We start from the raw sequence: 20386 nt of genomic DNA, 5'->3' as shown, positions 1-20386 counted from the left end.
CGAAAGTAAACAATAGAGGAGGTATGTCATTGCGTTTTTCGATGTTACAACAAAAAGAAGTCATTGAAGCAGGAAATGGACGATTTATAGGCTTTGTAATAGATGCTGAAGTATCAAAAGAAACAGGCTATGTGACAGCATTTTTGATTGCAGAGCCTCGCAAATATCTTGGTTTTTTTAAAGGTGAAGAGTCTGTGAGAAAAGTGTATATGAAGGATGTGCTTGTTGTTGGTAAGGATGTCATTTTAGTCAAAGCCCTTTCCTAAGACATAGGCACATTAAAATTGTGAGAATTGTATGCTGACATAGGTCAGGCTATTCATTGATAAATCAAGCATTGCTTGTTACAATAAAAGAAACTATTGTTGTAAAGTTGGGAAAAACAGTGACAAAAATCTTAACAAATTTAAACAAACTAAATGATTTAATAACAGCAGCAGAAAAAAAAGGGAATCGTGAGGGCGAAAAAGTCCAAATAATTGCCGTGACGAAGGAAGTTTCTGTTGAAAGAACACAAGAAGCAATTGAAGCAGGGCTCACTCATTTAGGAGAAAACAGACCAGAGGGCTTACATCGTAAAATTACTGAGATACATGCTGATGTTCATTGGCATTACATTGGGTCGCTTCAAACACGTAAAGTAAAACAAGTGATTAACAGCATTGATTATTTACACTCCTTAGATCGTTTGAGTTTGGCAGAAGAAATTGAAAAAAGAGCCGAACAACCTGTTAAATGTTTTGTACAAGTAAATATTTCTGGTGAAGAATCAAAACATGGTTTAACTATCGAAGAAGTTTTGCCTTTTGTAGAAGCATTAAAAGGTTTTACGAAGATTCAAGTTGTAGGTTTAATGACTATGGCACCAAACACCGAAAACGAAGCAATTATTCGCTCTGTTTTCAAGCAATTAAAACAATGTCAACAGCAAATAGCCGAGCAAGGATTCGCACACGCACCTTGTACCGAGTTATCAATGGGCATGTCTAATGACTTTGAAATTGCGGTAGAGGAAGGGGCTACTTTTGTTCGAGTCGGAACGGCTCTTGTTGGAAATGAAAGAGGGGAACAGGATGAGCATGAAAAATAAGATTAAAAACTTCTTTTACCTTGAAGAAGAATTAGAAGAAGAAATCACGCAAGCTCCTATTCAGCAACAACAACCCATACAACAACAGCAACCGATTCATTCAGTTAAGCCAAAAAAAATGATGAAAGAACGCAAAGCACCTATTCATGAAATCATGCCACAAAGCACAGCAACTCCTAATAACATTGTCAGTTTGCAGGCAGCTATGAGTTCTAAGGGAGCAAAAGTTGTTTTAATAGAACCGAGAGTTTATGCAGAAGCACAAGATATCGCAGAGCATTTAAAAAATAAACGTGCAACAATTGTCAATTTGCAACGTATCGAAAGAGAGCAAGGCAAACGCATTATTGATTTTTTAAGTGGCACAGTCTATGCTCTTGCTGGAGATATTCAACGTATTGGTAAAGATATCTTCCTTTGTACGCCAGATAATGTAGAAGTGACTGGTGAAATTACAAACTTTATTTTAGACGATAATTAATAGCGAGGATTGTAGTTTATATGACTTTTTTTATTATACTTGGTTATGTATCATTAGCATTTAAGATTTACTCATTCATGCTAATTGCATATATCTTAATGTCTTGGGTGCCTGCCGCTCAAAATTCAGCAATTGGTCGCATGCTTGAAAAAGTTTGTGAGCCATATTTAGGTATTTTTAGGAAATTCATTCCGCCTCTTGGTATGATTGATATTTCGCCAATTGTGGCCATCTTTATGCTGAATTTTATAGAAAGAGGGCTTTATATAGTCATTCAGAAAATATATTTTATGTTCGCTTAGAAATAAATCCTCACGTTTTGGTGGGGATTTTTTATTTATTTTAATTATCCTCGCTACAAAGCGACTAATAAAAAATATTAAAACAATGACGTCCAAACGTTATGAATTGGGAATACTAAGTTTCCAACTAACAAAGCAAAAAGGAACTAGTGAAAGAGGAGACAACAAGATGGAACACTTAATCCAGCATTTTCGAAAAGATGAACAGCCCTTTATTGAACAGGTAATAAGCTGGCAGCGTGAGGTTGAAGATCGTTATGCGCCTAAGCTGACAGATTTTCTTGATCCAAGACAGCGTTTTATTGTGACATCGATTATCGGGCAAGATGATACGCTAAAAACTGCATGCACAGGTTTATTTGAAGAGGCGGAGAGGCAGCGTATGCTTATTTTTCCTACTTACTATGAAGTGATAGAGGAGGACTTTCAGTTAGTGGCATTTACGATTCAATATCCAGTGAAATTTGTCCAATTACGACATCCTGATGTTTTAGGTGCGTTGCTTTCATTAGGTTTAAACCGTGGCAAGTTTGGTGATATTCGGGTAAATGATCAGCAGGTGCAATTCGTTGTAGCCCAAGAGGTAGCAGAATATGTTCGGTTACATTTAACAGGTATTGGTAAAGTTAAGGTGCATATTGAGTCTTTAAAAGAAGCGGATTCCCTTATTGTAAATGAGGAAGAATGGTTGGAGGAATCTCATACAGTATCTTCCATGCGCTTAGATGTAATTATTGCGACTGTATTAAATGTATCACGCCAAAAAGCTCAAGCTTTAATAACTGGAAAAAAAGTTCGTGTAAATTGGACAGAAAGAGATACAGTTGCTTTTGAATTACAGGAGGGAGATATTTTATCGATACGTGGAAGTGGACGGATGAAAATTATTATGACTGAAGGCCGAACTAAAAAAGATAAAATCCGTCTTCAAGTCGGTCGATTGGCCCAAAAAAGCTGAAAGTGAAGTAAATTTCATTAATTTTTACTGCTAAGTTGTCGGAACAATTGTATAATAGAAATTACGAATGTACATGTAAAGGAGAGAAGGATTGTATGCCATTATCACCTATTGATATACATAATAAGGAGTTTACAAAAGCCTTCAGAGGTTATGCTGAAGATGAAGTAAATGAATTTTTAGATCAGATTATTAAAGACTATGAAATTCTGCTTCGTGAAAAAAAAGAGGTTGATAAGCAATTAGAGATGGCTTTAGAACAAGCGAGACATTTCAACTCCTTAGAAGAAACTTTGCAGAAGTCTATTGTCGTTGCACAAGAAGCGGCTGATGAAGTGAGAAGAAATTCTCAAAAAGAGGCAAAACTCATTGTAAAAGAAGCTGAAAAAAATGCTGATCGAATTGTCAATGAAGCTTTGACGAAGGCTCGTAAGGTGACGATTGAAATTGATGAGCTTAAAAAGCAATCTAAGGTATTTCGTAATCGTTTCAAGATGCTTGTAGAAGCACAGCTGGATTTACTTAATGCAGATGACTGGGATCATTTGCTGCAATATGATATCGATTTAACAGAAATTCAAGCATCTGTTGAAGAAGCACAGGATTCTGAGGATATTTAACTTTTCATTTTAATTGCTGTAATTGACAAATGAAACTTGACGCGATTGTTTGAATTTCATATACTTTGTAATAGTAATTATTTTGAACAGATATGCATAAAAGCAGAGACGAAGACAGTATTTGTTAGGCGTTGTTAAGCGATTTGGGGACAGTGAGAGCCCAAACATACAACTAGCATTGAACATCACTTCTGAGCTAAATAACTGAAAAAAGTAGGTTATTTCGTGATGCACGACGTTAAACGTGCTTTTAAGAGGTAGTGCAATTTTTTGTACTACAATTAGGGTGGTACCGCGAGTAGAAGCTTCTCGTCCCTTAGTGGGATTGAGGGCTTTTTTTGTTTGTTTCCGAATCGTTTTAGATAAGTTTGCCAATAACTGTCTTATGAGAAAAATGTCTACCTGTTTGTGTAAAATAAAGGAGGAATTTTAATGGTTGAATACAAAGATACTTTATTAATGCCAAAAACAGATTTCCCAATGCGTGGAAATTTACCGGCAAATGAGCCAAAAATGCAAGAAAAATGGAATGGCATGGATATTAACAAATTACAGATGGAACGTACGGAAGGTCGACCAGAATTTGTTCTACATGATGGTCCTCCCTATGCAAATGGTGATATCCATATCGGCCATGCTCTAAATAAAGTATTGAAGGATATGATTACACGTCATCGCTCCATGACTGGCTACCATGTCAATTATATTCCAGGTTGGGATACACATGGTTTACCAATTGAGCAAGCATTGACTAACAAAGGTGTAAAACGCAAAGAGATGTCAGTAGCAGCATTCCGCCAACTTTGTGAAGAGTATGCTTATGAGCAAATTGACAATCAACGTGCCCAATTCCGCCGTCTAGGCATTCGAGGTGATTGGGAAAATCCATATATTACATTAAAGCCTGAGTTTGAAGCTCGTCAAATTGAAGTATTCGGTAAAATGGCGGAAAAAGGTTATATCTATAAAGGGTTAAAGCCGGTTTATTGGTCTCCTTCTTCTGAATCTGCTTTGGCGGAAGCTGAAATTGAATATAAGGACATCAAATCTCCATCCATTTATGTAAGCTTTGCAATTAAGGATGCGAAGGGTGTTGTTCCAGCAGATGCTAAATTTATCATTTGGACAACAACACCATGGACATTACCAGCAAACTTAGGGATTTCTTTGAATCCTGAATTTATCTATGTAGTAGTTGCAGTGGCTAATAAAAAATTCATCATTGCCAAAGAGTTATTAGAGTCAGTGGCAACTACGCTTGGATGGGTAGACTATGAGGTTGTCCAAGAGGTAAAAGGAGAGGCATTAGATCGTATTGTAGCACAACATCCATTCTACGATCGTGAATCGCTTATTATGGTAGGTGAACACGTAACTGCTGAAGCGGGTACAGGTTGTGTTCATACAGCCCCAGGGCATGGTGAAGACGATTATCATATTGGTAAACAGTATGGTTTAGGTATTCTTAGCCCTCTTGATAATAGTGGCTGTTATACAGATGAAGCACCTGGTTTTGAAGGCGTGTTTTATAATGATGCAAATAAACTCGTCACAGAAAAACTAAAAGAAGTAGGAGCGTTAGAAAAGCTTGATTTCTTTACGCACTCCTATCCACATGACTGGCGTACGAAAAAGCCTGTTATTTATCGTGCGACACCACAATGGTTTGCATCTGTTGAAGCATTCCGTGGGGAGTTATTAGAGGCTGTAAAAGCAACAGCATTTACACCAGCTTGGGGAGAAACTCGTCTTTATAATATGATTCGTGATCGTGGAGACTGGGTAATTTCACGTCAACGTGCGTGGGGTGTGCCGATTCCGATTTTCTATGCTGAAAATGGTGAACCTATTATTACACCTGAAACAATTAGTCATGTCTCAGCATTATTCCGTGAGAATGGATCAAATATTTGGTTCCAAAAAACAGCAAAAGAGTTATTACCAGAAGGCTTTACACATCCAGGTAGCCCGAACGGCGAATTTACAAAAGAAAATGATATTATGGATGTATGGTTTGATTCCGGTTCATCACACCAAGGTGTACTAGTAGAACGTGGTATGAAATATCCAGCTGATCTCTATTTAGAGGGTTCTGACCAACATCGTGGTTGGTTTAATTCCTCTCTTATTACATCTGTAGCTATTAACGGCTATGCACCATACAAAGGACTTTTAACACATGGTTTTGTACTTGATGGTGAAGGACGTAAAATGAGTAAATCTTTAGGGAATGTGATTATTCCGCAAAAAGTAATGGATCAGTATGGAGCAGACATACTTCGTTTATGGGTTGCTTCTGTTGATTATACAGCAGATGTGCGCATCTCTATGGATATGTTAAAGCAAGTATCTGAGGTGTATCGTAAAATTCGTAATACTTTCCGTTTCTTGCACGGCAATATTGCTGATTTCGATCCTACGAAAGATCGTGTAAGTTATGCTGAGCTTCGTGAAATGGATCAATATGTGTATATGCGCTTACAGGATGTCTTAAAAACTGTGCGTGCTGCCTATGATCGCTATGATTTTGCTGCTGTCTATCATGTAGTCAATAATTTCGTTGCTGTAGAGTTATCTTCATTCTATCTTGATATTGCCAAAGACGTAGTCTATATCGAGGGTCATGACAATAAGGATCGTCGTGCGATGCAAACAGTTATTTATGATACATTGATGACATTAGTAAAAATCATGACACCAATTATCCCACATACAACGGATGAAATGTGGTCTTATTTACATGTTCAAGGTATTGTAGAAGAAGTTTCTGTTCAATTAACAGATTTCCCAGAGGTAGATGTTCAAGCGAATTTTGACAGCCTACGTACAAAATGGGAAAAAATTATTGATGTACGCGATGATATTTTAAAAGCATTAGAGGAAGCACGTAATGCGAAAACAATTGGTAAATCACTTGAAGCAAAAGTCACTGTCTACGCGAAAGAAGATGTTGTCGCATTATTGAACGATGCCAACATTGACTTTGCACAACTTTCCATCGTTTCAGCTTTTGAGGTAGCTGCTATCGAGGAGGCACCTGCTGAAGCTTTAGCACTTGAGCATGTTTCCATTGTTGTTGAGAAGGCTACAGGTGAGAAATGTGAGCGTTGCTGGTCAATTTCTGAAACAGTTGGTTCAAATGAAGCACAACCTACAGTATGTGCTCGCTGTGCAGAAGTTGTAGAAAAGTATTACGTTTAATCTATAAATAACAAGAATCTGCATTTAAATGTAGAGGATGTGCAAGTCTCCTTGTTGGAGGCTTGCTTTTTTCATGGAAGTTTTGCAGATTCTTTTCCATTATTTAAATAAAATTTCTGTCGTATTGCGATAGTCTGTTGGAGAGATCCCTACATATTTTTTAAAAGTTAAGCTATAGTAATTTGGTGTATTGAAGCCACAGGTGGAGGAGATTTTTTCTATGGTGTAGTCGTACTTGCGTAAAAAAGGTAAGGTTTTGATAATGCGTGTATAAGCAACATAGTCAACAAAATTGCGACCTGTTTCTTTTTTAAATAGTCTACTAAAATGAGTTGGGCTAAAGTTAATATATTTTGCAACATCACGAATGGTCAGTTGTTCGTCGTAATGTTCTTCAATATACTGAATAGCTTTTTGCAGCTGCTCATGCTTTGTTAAATCTTCGTAATATCGGATGTGTATATTATGGATAGGTGGTTTTCTACGTGCTTTTCTAGCCTGGCTATAGGATTCCTTCACTTGCATAGCATCCTGAAATACACCTCCAACTCCCATAAAAAGATGAATAGAACAATCCCTTTTTAGGGTCTCGATAACCTCTAATAAACAGGCTTCACCCTCAGTCCAATGTTTGAAAGAGTTATAAGCAGTAGGAATTCGCATGAGAAGTAATAAATAGCGTTCAAAATGTAAAAAGGATAATGAGGCCTTCTCCGCAAAGTGCTGACGAAAAACAGTTGTAATACGACTACTTGCATCGTGTGGGACAGCTCTCTTATTATCCCCATCAATATAGCCTTGAATTAAAAATACAATATTAGGAATACAGCTTGTCGATAAAAATGAAGCAGATTGTATTATTTCTTGTTCATTGTCAATTTCTCCACGGATCAGGCGTTTTAAAAATGCTTCCCTAAATGGAGAGGTATGTTGTTGGGACACTTGTTGTGATAGCTCAAGTATTGTAAGCGTACTCGCCTTTTTTTCCTGATAGGACGTATACAGTTTTTTTACGATTCGTAAAAATTTTGATTTTTGTAATGGTTTTATGAGAAGTGCAGGTAAAGCTAATTCAATTGCTATACCAGTCGAGTAGGTAAGGTGTTCTGTAACAAACGGGACAATAATACTATTAGGATAGTTTCTTTTTAATCGATTAATTTTTACCCAGTCAAATAACCGATTGACTTCATAGACAATAATGACCTCATCTTCTGGCTTTGGCACTTTACATTCCTCTAAAGCGTTTGGTAAAACCTCTTTTAACCATTCACTCATCTGCAGCTTGTCAAATGAGCTTTCCATATACCATACCACCTTTAAAATGCTACCAGCCCCCTACGAATAAAAAGATAAAAATATTTTAACTTAAAATAGCAATTTTTTGTACTAATACAGCAATATTTTATATCTATATTGAAGTTGAAATAGAATAGAATAATTGTAGTGAATAATAATTTGAAATTTCAGATAATTATTTACTTATCAGAAAAGGGGGAGTTGGCTTATGGCGGAAGTAGGCAGTCATGATTATGACTATGTAGAAGCAGGAACAATTGATGTGAAAGATCTACCACCTTTAGATGCAACAACAAACAAAATTATGAAAGATGAATTTACAACAGGTTTAGGTTTATCGATATTTTACTTTATTTTGATTTTTAGTATCCCTGTTATGAATTGGTTTGCGCCAGCATTTGCGTTTAAGAAAATCTGGGGTGGTATGACAGTCACATGGTTTGTGACAACGATTGTAATGATGGCTATGGCATTTATTATTGCATATGTTCATACAGCCATGTACGAGAAACGTCTAAAAAAATACGATATAGCAAATAAGTAGTTGGAACAAAGGGGGAAATGTTGAATGATGGAAGCTCTATTAGAACCAAAGATGTTAATGACCATTGCTTTAATGGGGACAATTGTATACATTACGTATTTAACAAAAAGAAATGCAACAGCATCGGATTTCTTTGTAGGTGGCCGAAGCTTCGGATGGTTTACAAATGGTTCTGCCATTGGTGGGGATTACTTAAGTGCAGCAACATTTCTGGGCATCGCAGGGTTAACATTTCAACTTGGATATGATGGTGCTTATTATGCTTTTTGCTTTTCCATTGGGTTAACATTATTAGCGATTTTTGTGGCAGGTCCTTTAAGACGCTTCGGTGCATTTACCGTTGCAGATTTTTTAGGCTATCGTTTTCATAGTAGACGAGCACGGCTTGTAGCGGTAGCGGTGGTTTTAGCAATTTCTGGCTTTTATGCAGCTCCACAATTATTAGGTGCCGCACAAATTTTAAGTATGTTTTTTGGTACTTCTTATGAATTCGGCATTATATTTACTTGTGTTGTTATGATTTTTTATGTAGGTATTGGTGGTATGAAAGGAACAACCATCAACCAAGCATTAGAGTTGTGGATTCGTCTAGGTGCGTTTATCGTGATGTTAATTGCAGCAGTTTATGGCGGTTTACATTATGATAAAATTTTAGCAGCCATCCATTCATTTAGTGGTCCGATCACTGGCACTTCACCGTATGCCCTAGATGGCAATGATATCAATTTTGATGGTGCTGCTTGGACAGGCACAGGCTTCTATTTCCCAACGTTCTGGCAAACAATTAGTATGACGATTGGGTTAGCACTAGGAACAATTGGACTTCCACATATATTATTGCGTTTTTATACAAATCCAAGTGCTAAAGCAGCCCGTAAATCTGCACTCATGGCCATTGGGATTGCAAGCGCGTTCTTCTTGTTAGCTGTTTATTTAGGTGTTGTAGGTCGATCTATTTTCATTTCTGGGACAGCTAGTGAGGAAGTTATGCGTGATTTAGTGCTGGGTGGGAATAATATGGTCATTCCTACTACAGCCCTTGCACTAGGTGGCAAATGGCTACTTGGATTAGTTATAGCAGGAGCATTTGCAGCTATTTTCTCCAATCTTTCAGGATTGTTTATTACAAGCTCGGGTGCACTAGCTCATGATTTATATGCCAATATCATGAAAAAGGATATTACACAAAAACAACGAGTTATTGCTGGGAAAGTGGCTATTGTAATATTAGGTATTTTATATGGAGCATTGGGCTTACTTGTAAAGGATGCATCCATTGGCCATTTAGTGGCGCTCGCCTTTACTGTCGCTGCAAGTACATTTACCCCAATATTTATTTTAGGTATTTGGTGGAGAGGCATGACAGAGAAAGGAGCCATTGCAGGATTATTAATAGGACTTGGCGTGTCTATGTGGATGATCTTTTTACCAGGAACGTTACCAAGCTTCTTGCAGTTTAAAATTCCGGGTATTGTGACAGTGCCTGTGGGCTTCTTATCTGTTATTATCGTGTCTTTAATAGATCGCAAAGTTCCTGCTGATGTTAATGACTTCATGAAGCGAGTACATTCAAAAGAATCTGAAACTGTCTAACCAATAAGTTATGGCTATTTCTATTGCTTAAACGTAATAGGGGTAGCCTTTTTATATTTCTTGAAGAGATTTAGATTAGATAGGATATTAGTTATTGTGAATGGAACTGTTATGGTAGAATAGGTAAGATGTTGAGTGAACGGAGGAATGTCTGTGTATAAATATTATGGATTAGCTGCTTTTGTCGTTTTACTGGATCAATGGACAAAATGGCTGATTGTGAAAAATATGGAATATGCTGAACGCATTGCTGTATGGGACCCTTGGTTTGGTATTTTGTCTCATCGAAATAGAGGGGCAGCATGGGGGATGCTAGAGGGGCAAATGTGGTTGTTTAGTATTGTCACAGTTGCTGTTATCTGTGCGATTGTCTATTTTTATCATAAAGAAGCAAAGGGAAAGCCTGTTTTTCAAGTCGGCTTAATGCTTTTGCTTGGTGGTGCAGTAGGAAACTTTATTGACCGTCTATTTAGAGGAGAAGTGGTCGATTTTGTAGATGTTTTAATTCCGATTATTAATTATGATTTCCCTATTTTTAATGTGGCAGATGCTGCATTAACAATAGCGGTTGTCGTGCTGATGATTGGCTTAATTATGGAAGATAAAAAAGAGAAGAAACAGGTGAAACAATGACGCAAGTAACATATACAATCGAAGAACAGCAGCAAGGAGAGCGCATTGATAAAGCACTTTCCAGCTTACAATCTGAGTGGTCACGCACGCAAATTGGGAACTGGATTAGTGAGGGAGTCATTAAAGTAAACGGTGATGTGGTAAAGGCAAAATATAAGGTTAAAGCTGGTGACATCATCGCTATTGATGTACCAGAAGTGGAAGAATTGGATGTTGTCGCAGAAAATTTAGATTTAGATATTGTTTATGAGGATGCAGATGTTCTTGTTGTGAATAAACCAAAGGGTATGGTGGTACATCCAGCACCGGGCCATATGGGAGGTACACTGGTAAATGGCTTAATGTATCATTGTAAAGACTTATCAGGGATTAATGGTGTACTACGACCAGGGATTGTCCATCGTATCGACAAAGATACATCGGGCTTATTGATGGTTGCTAAAAACGATACGGCTCATGAATCATTAGTCAATCAATTAGTGAATAAAACAGTTACTCGTAAATATATTGCTCTTGTCCACGGGCATATTGCGCATGATAAGGGGACAATTGATGCACCAATTGGTCGTGACCAAAAAGATCGCCAAAAACAAGCAGTTGTCGATAATGGTAAACATGCTGTCACACACTTCCAAGTTGTTGAACGTTTTGGTGACTATACGCTTGTGGAATGTCGTTTAGAAACAGGACGTACACACCAAATTCGTGTGCATATGAATTATATTGGCTTCCCACTTGTTGGAGATCCAAAATATGGTCCGAAAAAGACAATCGACTTTGGGGGACAAGTTTTACATGCAGCGACTTTAGGTTTCGATCATCCTTCATCTGGAGAATATTTGGAGTTTGAAACACCACTTCCAGCTGATTATGAACAATTATTAAATGATTTACGAAATAGGCATTGACGTATACGAAAAGAAAGTCTATACTAACGACAGTGAATGAACAACATAACTAAATATTCACCTTTAATGGCAGTCCAGAGAGGCTGAGAAGGGACATGTGATAGTGTTGTGGAAATTTGTGCTGCAAATTTTTCCAACATGCTTTTTCGACACGTATACAACCCTCTCAGGCTATTCGCCTCGAGAGGTTTTTTTATGGACACATGGCCGATAATAGATTGGAGAGAGGAGGATACGAATATGGCACAAAATGAATTATTAGATGGCCCATCAATGACACGAGCATTAACACGTATTGCCCATGAAATAATTGAACGTAATAAAGGAATCGATGAATGTATTTTAGTTGGCATTAAAACAAGAGGTGCCTTTCTAGCCAGACGTTTGGCGCAGCGAATTGAAAAAATTGAAGGTAAACCGATTCGTACAGGGGAACTTGATATTACACTTTACCGAGATGATTTAACAACGAAACATGAAAACGAACAAGCACATGTAGAACAAGTTGATATCGAGTATCAAGTGAAAAATCAAAAAATCATCTTAGTGGATGATGTACTTTATACAGGTCGAACAGTACGTGCAGCTCTAGATGCTGTAATGGATTTAGGAAGACCTGCACAAATTCAACTAGCTGTTCTAGTAGATAGAGGACATCGAGAGCTACCAATTAGAGCAGACTATGTGGGAAAAAACGTTCCAACTTCTGGCTCTGAGCGCATTGTTGTCAATTTACAAGAGGTAGACGGAGAAGATTGCGTCATTATTTATAAAGAAGACGAACAATAAAGTGAGGAAACAGTATGTCAAATGCAGTTTTAGATATTAAGGATAAACCGACCCCGCTCCAGCTAGTGACATTAAGTTTCCAGCATATGTTTGCGATGTTTGGTTCAACGATTTTAGTACCGCAGTTAGTAGGTCTTAGTCCAGCGATTGCCCTTTTAACAAGCGGAATTGCTACATTATTCTTCCTATTAATTACAAAATTTCAGGTACCAGCTTATTTAGGATCATCCTTCGCCTTTATTGCACCAATCCTACTTGCTGCAGGTGGTTTAAATGAAGACGGTTCAAGTGTAAACCCAGGCAATGCCATGATCGGTGCTATGGCAGTCGGCATTACGTACGGGATTGTATCCTTAATCATTTGGAAAAGTGGTTATAAGTGGATTATGAAAATTTTGCCACCGATTGTGGTAGGCCCAGTAATTATGGTAATTGGGCTTGGACTTTCAGGTACGGCTGTGAATATGGCAATGAACGTCAATGGAGAGTATAGCTTTTTACACTTCTCAGCTGCTTTAGTGACGGTCTTTACAGCTATCATCTTTACGATTTTCTTTAAAGGAATTTTAAGCACTATGCCAATTTTGATGGGCCTAATTGTAGGGTACATTTACTCCATGATGATCGACATAGTAGACTATACACCGATTGCCAAAGCAAAATTCTTCGCAATGCCTGATTTCTTAATACCAGGTGTGCATTATGAGTTTGAAATAACAACAAAAATTCTACTTATCATGGTACCAATCGTAATTGTAACAATTTCGGAACATATAGGACATCAACTGGTATTAGGAAAAGTAGTAGATCGTGATTATATTAAAGAGCCAGGACTACACCGTTCGCTACTAGGTGACGGGCTTGGCACATTTGTGAGTGCTTTAATCGGAGGTCCTCCGAAAACAACGTATGGTGAAAATATTGGTGTACTAGCCATTACTCGAGTATACAGTATCTACGTTATTGCAGGTGCAGCAGTGGTTGCTATCTTACTATCATTCTTCGGGAAAGCAATGGCAGTAATTGCAACGATTCCAACCGCAGTACTTGGTGGAGTTTCCATCTTACTCTTTGGAATTATCGCAGCAAGTGGCTTACGTATGCTGGTAGATAATCATATTGATTTTGGTAACAGTCGTAACCTAGTAATTGCTTCAGTGATTTTAGTCATTGGTATTGGCGGTGCCAAGTTTGTTATCTCAGAATCATTGAGTGTAGAAGGAATGGCACTAGCAGCGATTATTGGTGTGCTATTAAATGCGATTCTACCAGGTAAAAAAGAAGCTGATATACCCGTACAATACAATCAAAATAAAGATTCATAGTAGTACCTTTTAATGAATTGTCCAGAGAGGCAAAAAAAGGGAAGTTGTGGACAGGCTGAAGTGGGATGTATGTCTTGCTGTAGTTTGTCACGCCTCCTCATGCCTCGTTGATGACATCAACGGGGCTTTTACTTTATATACAGAGAACGTCATACATAGGCGTTCACGATTCACAACCTAATGGAGGTCACATGATGAAGAACTTATTATCGATGGAACATTTAACAACAGAAGAGATTAACCAAATCCTAGATCTTGCGCAAGCATTTGAAAATGGTGAAACATCATCGTTATCTCGCACACACAAAGTGGCCAATCTATTCTTTGAACCAAGTACTCGTACAAAAACAAGCTTTGAAATGGCAGAATACAAAATTGGCTGTCATGTTATCCCTTTTGATGCAGGGTTTTCGAGTGTTACGAAAGGGGAAACGATGTACGATACGGTCAAAACATTGGAAATGATTGGTTTAGATGCTGTCATCATTCGAGCGTCAGAAGATGAGTATTACAATGAGCTGCTGGATGGTATTAATGTAGCGATTATTAATGCAGGAGATGGTGCTGGGCAACACCCTTCACAATCCTTATTGGATCTTTATACCATCAAAAAGGAGTTTGGCTATTTCGAAGGGTTGAATGTCACAATTGCAGGAGATATCTCTCATAGTCGAGTAGCGAAATCAAATGCAACAGCATTACAAAATTTAGGGGCAAATGTTCATTTCCTTTGCCCAGAAGAATGGTCTGGCGGTTTTGAAGCGCACCATTCATGGGATAATCTGATCGAAATAAGTGATGTCATTATGTTACTACGTGTGCAACATGAACGTCATAAAGTAAATAAAAGCTTCTCAAAGGAAGGTTACCATCAAGAGTTTGGTTTAACAATTGAACGAGAAAAGCAAATGAAAGAATCAGCCATTATTATGCATCCAGCACCCGTCAATCGTGATGTCGAAATTGCTTCTGAGTTAGTCGAGTGTGATCGCTCTCGAATTTTTGAACAGGTGCGGAACGGTGTTTACACACGGATGGCTATTATGGAAACCATTTTAAAGGGGAGAGAATAACATGACAAAGGTACTTCAAAATGTACAAATGCTAGATGAACAAGGTGAATTAAAGACAGTCAATATTGCAATGGCAGACGGAAAGATTACGGCTATTGGTCAAGATGTGACTGTAGCAGGTGCAGAACTGATTGAAGGACATGGTTTAATCGTAGCACCAGGCTTTATCGATGTTCATACACATTTACGAGAGCCAGGATTTGAGCATAAGGAAACCATTGCAACAGGTTCGGCATCAGCAGCAAAAGGTGGCTTTACGACAATTTGCGCAATGCCTAATACAAAGCCAGTACCTGATTCGGTTGAAAACATGCAACTCATCAATGGGCTCATTCAGGACAGTGCGGTTATTCGAGTACTCCCATACGGTTCCCTAACAAAGGATATATCGGGTGAGGTTCGAACAAATATTGAAGAATTAAAAGCACATGGAGCAGTGGCATTCTCAGATGATGGTGTTGGTATCCAGCTAGCCTCAACGATGTATGAGCAAATGAAAGATGCGGCCCAGCACGATATGGTCGTTGTAGCGCATTGTGAGGACAACTCATTAATCTATGACGGCGTGATGCATGAAGGAAAGCGTAATAAAGAGCTAGGCCTCCCAGGAATACCTTCCATCTGTGAATCCGTACAAATTGCACGAGATGTACTACTTGCAGAAGCAGCAGGCGCTCGTTACCATGTTTGTCATGTATCGACGAAGGAATCAGTGCGTGCGGTAAGAGATGCAAAGGCTGCGGGAATCCGTGTTACAGCAGAAGTTTGTCCACATCATTTATTGCTAGAAGAGATGGATATTCCATCTGATGATGCTAATTGGAAAATGAACCCACCATTACGCGCAGCTGATGATAAAGATTCTCTACATGCAGCACTACTTGATGGTACAATCGACTGCATTGCAACAGATCATGCGCCACACACAGTAGAAGAAAAATGCTGCGGTATGGTTGGCGCACCATTTGGTATTGTAGGTTTCGAAACTGCTTTCCCACTACTTTATACACAGTTTGTAGAAACAGGAAAGTGGACGTTAAAACAATTAATTGATTGGATGACAGTGAAAGCAGCTGAGATTTTTGATCTGCCATATGGCACATTAGAAGTAGGTGCTTCAGCTGATATGATTTTAATTGATATTCAAAAAGAACAAACGATTGATGCAGAAGGCTTTGTATCAAAAGGTCGTAATACACCATTCAACGGCTGGGTGGCAAAGGGTTGGCCAGTACTAACGATTTTTGAAGGCAATATCGTATATCAGGAGGCAGAGTAATGAAAAAACGTTTACTAGTTTTAGAAGATGGCACAGTATTTACAGGTACAGCATTTGGTAGCGAGCGCGCTTCACAAGGTGAGGTTGTATTCACAACAGGGATGACGGGTTATCAGGAAACGATTTCAGATCCTTCATTCTATGGACAAATTGTCACTTTAACTTATCCTTTAGTTGGTAACTACGGCATTAACCGTGATGACTTTGAATCGATTACGCCAGCAATTCGTGGATTTGTTGTACGTGAATTAGCTAAAAATCCTTCGAATTTCCGCTGTGATTTAACTTTAGATGACTATTTGACATCAAAGGATATCCCAGGAATTGAAGGGATTGATACACGAAAATTAACACGTATTATTCGTAGTAAAGGTTCCGTAAAAGCGATTTTGACAGCTGCTGATGAAGAAGTAAATGTGGATGAAATTGTGGCACAATTACAAGCAACGCCAGCCATTACGCACCATGTTCGTGAAGTATCACCAAAAGCAGCCTATCCATCTCCAGGACGTGGTAAACGAGTTGTTCTAATTGATTATGGAATGAAGCATGGAATTTTACGTGAGTTAAACAAACGTGATTGTGATGTGCTAGTCGTACCGTATAATACGTCAGCTGAGGAAATTTTAGCTTGGCATCCAGATGGCATCATGTTGTCGAATGGACCAGGAAATCCTGAAGATGTTCAAGAAGGCATTGAAACAGTACGTAACTTAATTGGAAAAGTGCCAATGTTCGGTATTTGTTTAGGCCATCAAATCTTTTCTTTAGCAAGTGGTGCGAAAGCCTTTAAATTACCATTTGGACACCGTGGTGGTAACCATCCAGTAAAAGATTTACGCACAGGTCGTACAGATTTAACATCTCAGAACCATGGCTATGCCATCGATATCGAATCATTAAAAGATACCGATTTAGAATTAACACATATCGCGTTAAATGATGGAACATGTGAAGGTGTACGTCATAAAAAATATCCAATTTTCACAGTGCAATATCACCCAGAAGCATCACCAGGTCCAGAAGATTCAAACCATTTATTTGATGAATTCATCGAAATGATGGAAGTAGAAGCAGGGAAGGGGAAACAACATGCCTAAACGTACAGATATTGAAACTATTTTAGTAATCGGCTCAGGCCCAATTGTTATCGGACAAGCAGCAGAATTTGACTATGCAGGAACACAAGCATGTCTTTCATTAAAAGAAGAGGGCTACCGCGTTATTTTAATTAACTCAAACCCTGCTACAATCATGACAGATACAGAAATCGCAGACAAAGTCTATATTGAGCCAATTTCTCTTGATTTTGTATCGCGTATATTACGTAAAGAACGCCCAGACGCGATTTTACCAACACTTGGTGGTCAAACAGGCCTAAATATGGCGATCGAATTAGACAAATCAGGTATTCTAGATGAGCTTGGAATTGAAATTCTAGGTACTAAATTAGATGCCATCCATAAAGCGGAGGACCGTGATTTATTCCGTAATTTAATGTATGAGTTAGGAGCTCCAGTTCCTGAATCTGATATTATTCATAACTTAGATGAAGCGAAAAGATTTGTTGCAAAAATTGGCTACCCTGTCATTGTTCGACCTGCCTTTACACTTGGCGGTACAGGTGGCGGTATTTGCTACAACGATCAAGACTTAGAAGAAATTGTGACATCGGGTTTAAAATATTCCCCTGTAACGCAATGTCTATTAGAGAAATCAATCGCAGGCTATAAAGAAATTGAATACGAAGTAATGCGTGATGCAGCTGACAATGCCATCGTTGTATGTAACATGGAAAACGTTGACCCAGTAGGGATTCATACAGGTGACTCAATCGTTGTTGCACCAACGCAAACACTATCTGATCGCGAAAACCAAATGCTACGTAATATTTCACTCGATATTATTCGCGCTTTAAAAATTGAAGGTGGCTGTAACGTACAGCTTGCACTTGATCCATATAGCTTTAATTACTATGTGATTGAAGTAAATCCACGTGTCTCTCGTTCATCTGCGTTAGCATCAAAAGCAACAGGTTATCCAATTGCTAAGCTAGCCGCTAAAATTGCAGTAGGCTTAACGTTAGATGAAATTAAAAATCCTGTAACAGGTTCAACATATGCTTGTTTTGAGCCTGCACTGGACTATATCGTAGCAAAAATTCCTCGTTGGCCATTCGATAAATTCGAATCTGCTAAACGTAATCTTGGTACGCAAATGAAAGCTACTGGTGAAGTAATGGCGTTAGGTCGTACTTTTGAGGAAGCTATGCTAAAAGCGGTTCGTTCTCTTGAGACAGGTCAAGTACACTTAGAGTTAAAACATGCTGAAGAAAATTCAGATTCTTGGATTGAAAAACGTATTCGCAAGGCTGGGGATGAACGTCTATTCTTCATCGGTGAAGCTTTACGTCGAGGTGTAACAATTGAACAAATTCATGAATGGTCAGCAATCGATCTATTCTTCTTAAATAAATTTAAAAATATTGTGGATATGGAACAAACGCTTGCTGACAATAAGAATGACAAAGACGTACTACGAACAGCTAAACGTTTAGGCTTTGCAGATAAGAAAATTGCTGAGCTTTGGGAAACAACACCAGAAGAACTGTATGCTTATCGTAAAGAGCATGGGATTATGCCAGTTTATAAAATGGTGGATACATGTGCAGCAGAATTTGAATCAGAAACACCATATTTCTATGGCACATATGAAGACGAAAATGAATCGATTAAGTCTGAAAAACCTTCTGTGGTGGTACTAGGTTCAGGTCCAATCCGCATTGGCCAAGGTGTAGAATTTGACTACGCCACAGTACACTCAGTTTGGGCGATTCAAGAAGCGGGTTATGAAGCGATTATCATTAACTCAAATCCAGAAACAGTGTCAACAGATTTCTCAATTTCCGATAAATTATACTTTGAACCATTAACAATTGAGGATGTTATGCATATTATCGACTTAGAACAACCAATTGGTGTTGTTGTTCAATTCGGTGGTCAAACGGCTATTAACCTTGCTGATAAATTAGCTGCTAATGGCGTGAAAATCTTAGGTACGTCTCTTGAGGATATTGACCGTGCAGAAAACCGCGATAAATTTGAGCAGGCGCTACGTGAATTAGATATTCCACAACCTCAAGGAGAAACAGCAGTTTCTACAGAGGAGGCTCTTGCCATTGGTGAGCGTCTAGGCTTCCCAGTGCTTGTTCGCCCTTCTTATGTACTTGGTGGACGTGCAATGGAAATTGTTTATAACCAAGAAGAATTACAGCACTATATGGAAAACGCGGTAGAGGCATCTCCAGATCATCCAGTATTAGTAGACCGTTACTTAACAGGACAGGAAATTGAAGTAGATGCTATCTGTGACGGTGAGAATGTGTTAATACCAGGAATTATGGAGCATATCGAGCGTGCAGGAGTTCACTCTGGTGACTCAATCTCTGTTTACCCACCGCAAAAATTAACACAGGCACAAAAAGATACATTAGTTGACTATACAACTCGTCTTGCGAAGGGGCTAGGCATCATCGGCTTAATGAACATCCAATATGTCATTTCACAAAACGAAGTATTTGTTATCGAGGTGAACCCACGTTCATCACGTACAGTACCGTTCCTAAGTAAGATTACAAATATCCCAATGGCTAATATTGCAACAAAAGCAATCCTTGGCAAATCCATTGTAGAGCAAGGCTATCCAACAGGCCTAGCAGCTGAGCAAAGAGGTGTATTTGTAAAAGTACCAGTGTTCTCATTCGCTAAATTACGACGTGTAGACATTACATTAGGACCTGAAATGAAATCTACTGGTGAAGTAATGGGGAAAGATGCAACATTAGAAAAAGCTCTTTATAAAGGCTTAGTTGCAGCAGGTATGGAAATACGAACAGAAGGTACAGTATTATTCACTGTGTCTGATAAAGATAAGGAAGAAGCGATTGCATTAGCAAAACGCTTCTCAACAGTAGGCTATCGCATTGTAGCAACAGAAGGTACAGCAAAAGCATTTGAAGCAGCAGGCGTACGAACTGATGTAGTAGGCAAGATTGGGGCGAAAGGACAAACATTGATTGACCTTATCCAAAATGGGGAAGCTCAGCTTGTTGTCAACACTTTAACAAAAGGCAAGCAACCAGCTCGTGACGGCTTCCGAATTCGTCGTGAGTCTGTAGAAAATGGTGTACCTTGCCTAACATCTTTAGATACAGCAGAAGCAATGGTACGTGTTATCGAATCTATGACATTTACAGCAGAACAAATGCCAAAAGCGGAGGTAGTACACTAAT

Annotated in this window: 18 protein-coding genes and 1 other annotated feature; of the genes, 17 read left to right on the top strand and 1 reads right to left on the bottom strand. The window is 38.5% G+C overall.

The genetic code is table 11. The features are described 5' to 3' along the window. Positions 1 to 23 precede the first annotated feature (23 nt). The 7 genes from NY607_RS14215 to ileS all read left to right on the top strand — a co-directional run bounded on the left by NY607_RS14215 (position 24) and on the right by ileS (position 6652). Positions 24 to 266, top strand: coding sequence for a PRC-barrel domain-containing protein (locus NY607_RS14215; protein WP_225340754.1), 243 nt, complete (start codon positions 24 to 26; stop codon positions 264 to 266). A gap of 119 nt (positions 267 to 385) precedes the next feature. Further along, a complete protein-coding gene (locus NY607_RS14210) occupies positions 386 to 1090 on the top strand; it encodes a YggS family pyridoxal phosphate-dependent enzyme (protein ID WP_054549893.1) in 705 nt (234 codons plus the stop codon). Further along, entirely contained in the window at positions 1074 to 1571 is a 498-nt protein-coding gene (locus tag NY607_RS14205) for a cell division protein SepF (RefSeq protein WP_004227319.1), read from the top strand. Before NY607_RS14210 ends, NY607_RS14205 begins: the two co-directional genes overlap by 17 nt. A gap of 20 nt (positions 1572 to 1591) precedes the next feature. Next, positions 1592 to 1873 (top strand): YggT family protein, encoded by a 282-nt coding sequence (locus NY607_RS14200; protein WP_004227322.1) that lies wholly within the window; start codon positions 1592 to 1594, stop codon positions 1871 to 1873. Positions 1874 to 2042: 169 nt separating this feature from the next. Further along, complete coding sequence (locus NY607_RS14195; protein ID WP_237899562.1) at positions 2043 to 2831, top strand: YlmH family RNA-binding protein; 789 nt, start codon at positions 2043 to 2045, stop codon at positions 2829 to 2831. A gap of 95 nt (positions 2832 to 2926) precedes the next feature. Further along, positions 2927 to 3451 (top strand): DivIVA domain-containing protein, encoded by a 525-nt coding sequence (locus NY607_RS14190; protein ID WP_131521621.1) that lies wholly within the window; start codon positions 2927 to 2929, stop codon positions 3449 to 3451. A gap of 96 nt (positions 3452 to 3547) precedes the next feature. Beyond that, positions 3548 to 3771, top strand: a binding site (T-box leader). A gap of 112 nt (positions 3772 to 3883) precedes the next feature. Further along, positions 3884 to 6652 carry an isoleucine--tRNA ligase gene (gene ileS, locus NY607_RS14185; protein WP_259419888.1) on the top strand — a complete coding sequence of 923 codons (2769 nt, stop codon included), beginning with the start codon at positions 3884 to 3886 and terminating at the stop codon, positions 6650 to 6652. Between the two features lie 99 nt (positions 6653 to 6751). Here ileS and NY607_RS14180 read toward each other — a convergent pair whose 3' ends face one another. After that, positions 6752 to 7957: a helix-turn-helix transcriptional regulator gene (locus NY607_RS14180; RefSeq protein ID WP_131521619.1), complete on the bottom strand. Its 1206-nt coding sequence runs from the start codon at positions 7955 to 7957 to the stop codon at positions 6752 to 6754. 202 nt (positions 7958 to 8159) lie between these two features. On the opposite strand from NY607_RS14180, the gene NY607_RS14175 reads away from it, so the two are divergent. The 10 genes from NY607_RS14175 (at position 8160) to carB (ending at position 20385) form a co-directional block, all read left to right on the top strand. After that, complete coding sequence (locus tag NY607_RS14175; protein ID WP_131521618.1) at positions 8160 to 8495, top strand: DUF485 domain-containing protein; 336 nt, start codon at positions 8160 to 8162, stop codon at positions 8493 to 8495. 24 nt (positions 8496 to 8519) lie between these two features. Next, positions 8520 to 10088 carry a sodium/solute symporter gene (locus NY607_RS14170; RefSeq protein ID WP_131521617.1) on the top strand — a complete coding sequence of 523 codons (1569 nt, stop codon included), beginning with the start codon at positions 8520 to 8522 and terminating at the stop codon, positions 10086 to 10088. Positions 10089 to 10241: 153 nt separating this feature from the next. Next, positions 10242 to 10721: a signal peptidase II gene (gene lspA / locus NY607_RS14165; RefSeq protein WP_004227346.1), complete on the top strand. Its 480-nt coding sequence runs from the start codon at positions 10242 to 10244 to the stop codon at positions 10719 to 10721. After that, positions 10718 to 11629 (top strand): RluA family pseudouridine synthase, encoded by a 912-nt coding sequence (locus NY607_RS14160; protein ID WP_131521616.1) that lies wholly within the window; start codon positions 10718 to 10720, stop codon positions 11627 to 11629. The genes lspA and NY607_RS14160 overlap by 4 nt, the downstream gene beginning before the upstream one ends. A 240-nt stretch (positions 11630 to 11869) precedes the next feature. Beyond that, positions 11870 to 12418 (top strand): bifunctional pyr operon transcriptional regulator/uracil phosphoribosyltransferase PyrR, encoded by a 549-nt coding sequence (pyrR, locus tag NY607_RS14155; RefSeq protein ID WP_004227349.1) that lies wholly within the window; start codon positions 11870 to 11872, stop codon positions 12416 to 12418. Positions 12419 to 12432: 14 nt separating this feature from the next. After that, positions 12433 to 13743 carry a uracil-xanthine permease family protein gene (locus tag NY607_RS14150; RefSeq protein WP_131521615.1) on the top strand — a complete coding sequence of 437 codons (1311 nt, stop codon included), beginning with the start codon at positions 12433 to 12435 and terminating at the stop codon, positions 13741 to 13743. Positions 13744 to 13937: 194 nt separating this feature from the next. Then, on the top strand, positions 13938 to 14816 hold the full coding sequence (locus NY607_RS14145; RefSeq protein ID WP_131521614.1) for an aspartate carbamoyltransferase catalytic subunit: 879 nt from the start codon (positions 13938 to 13940) through the stop codon (positions 14814 to 14816). Between the two features lies 1 nt (position 14817). Next, complete coding sequence (locus NY607_RS14140; protein ID WP_131521613.1) at positions 14818 to 16095, top strand: dihydroorotase; 1278 nt, start codon at positions 14818 to 14820, stop codon at positions 16093 to 16095. Continuing rightward, the gene (carA, locus tag NY607_RS14135) at positions 16095 to 17195 is read left to right on the top strand and encodes a glutamine-hydrolyzing carbamoyl-phosphate synthase small subunit (RefSeq protein ID WP_016994256.1); all 1101 of its coding nucleotides are present in this window, start codon (positions 16095 to 16097) and stop codon (positions 17193 to 17195) included. Before NY607_RS14140 ends, carA begins: the two co-directional genes overlap by 1 nt. Continuing rightward, entirely contained in the window at positions 17188 to 20385 is a 3198-nt protein-coding gene (carB, locus tag NY607_RS14130; RefSeq protein WP_115673784.1) for a carbamoyl-phosphate synthase large subunit, read from the top strand. The genes carA and carB overlap by 8 nt, the downstream gene beginning before the upstream one ends. Position 20386: the final 1 nt, after the last annotated feature.

This window comes from Lysinibacillus sp. A4 (genome assembly GCF_024919535.1).
Lineage (GTDB): Bacteria > Bacillota > Bacilli > Bacillales_A > Planococcaceae > Lysinibacillus > Lysinibacillus capsici.
This window is presented reverse-complemented; position numbering and strand designations above follow the sequence as displayed.

What these genes read in the sequence shown, in the direction of transcription:
- NY607_RS14170 (WP_131521617.1), top strand. Translation starts at nt 8,520, where the DNA reads ATGATGGAAGCTCTATTAGAACCAAAGATGTTAATGACCATTGCTTTA.
- NY607_RS14215 (WP_225340754.1), top strand. Translation starts at nt 24, where the DNA reads ATGTCATTGCGTTTTTCGATGTTACAACAAAAAGAAGTCATTGAAGCA.
- NY607_RS14190 (WP_131521621.1), top strand. Translation starts at nt 2,927, where the DNA reads ATGCCATTATCACCTATTGATATACATAATAAGGAGTTTACAAAAGCC.
- NY607_RS14140 (WP_131521613.1), top strand. Translation starts at nt 14,818, where the DNA reads ATGACAAAGGTACTTCAAAATGTACAAATGCTAGATGAACAAGGTGAA.
- pyrR (WP_004227349.1), top strand. Translation starts at nt 11,870, where the DNA reads ATGGCACAAAATGAATTATTAGATGGCCCATCAATGACACGAGCATTA.
- NY607_RS14205 (WP_004227319.1), top strand. Translation starts at nt 1,074, where the DNA reads ATGAGCATGAAAAATAAGATTAAAAACTTCTTTTACCTTGAAGAAGAA.
- NY607_RS14175 (WP_131521618.1), top strand. Translation starts at nt 8,160, where the DNA reads ATGGCGGAAGTAGGCAGTCATGATTATGACTATGTAGAAGCAGGAACA.
- NY607_RS14160 (WP_131521616.1), top strand. Translation starts at nt 10,718, where the DNA reads ATGACGCAAGTAACATATACAATCGAAGAACAGCAGCAAGGAGAGCGC.
- ileS (WP_259419888.1), top strand. Translation starts at nt 3,884, where the DNA reads ATGGTTGAATACAAAGATACTTTATTAATGCCAAAAACAGATTTCCCA.
- NY607_RS14145 (WP_131521614.1), top strand. Translation starts at nt 13,938, where the DNA reads ATGAAGAACTTATTATCGATGGAACATTTAACAACAGAAGAGATTAAC.
- NY607_RS14180 (WP_131521619.1), bottom strand. Translation starts at nt 7,957, where the DNA reads ATGGAAAGCTCATTTGACAAGCTGCAGATGAGTGAATGGTTAAAAGAG.
- NY607_RS14200 (WP_004227322.1), top strand. Translation starts at nt 1,592, where the DNA reads ATGACTTTTTTTATTATACTTGGTTATGTATCATTAGCATTTAAGATT.
- NY607_RS14195 (WP_237899562.1), top strand. Translation starts at nt 2,043, where the DNA reads ATGGAACACTTAATCCAGCATTTTCGAAAAGATGAACAGCCCTTTATT.
- NY607_RS14150 (WP_131521615.1), top strand. Translation starts at nt 12,433, where the DNA reads ATGTCAAATGCAGTTTTAGATATTAAGGATAAACCGACCCCGCTCCAG.
- carB (WP_115673784.1), top strand. Translation starts at nt 17,188, where the DNA reads ATGCCTAAACGTACAGATATTGAAACTATTTTAGTAATCGGCTCAGGC.
- carA (WP_016994256.1), top strand. Translation starts at nt 16,095, where the DNA reads ATGAAAAAACGTTTACTAGTTTTAGAAGATGGCACAGTATTTACAGGT.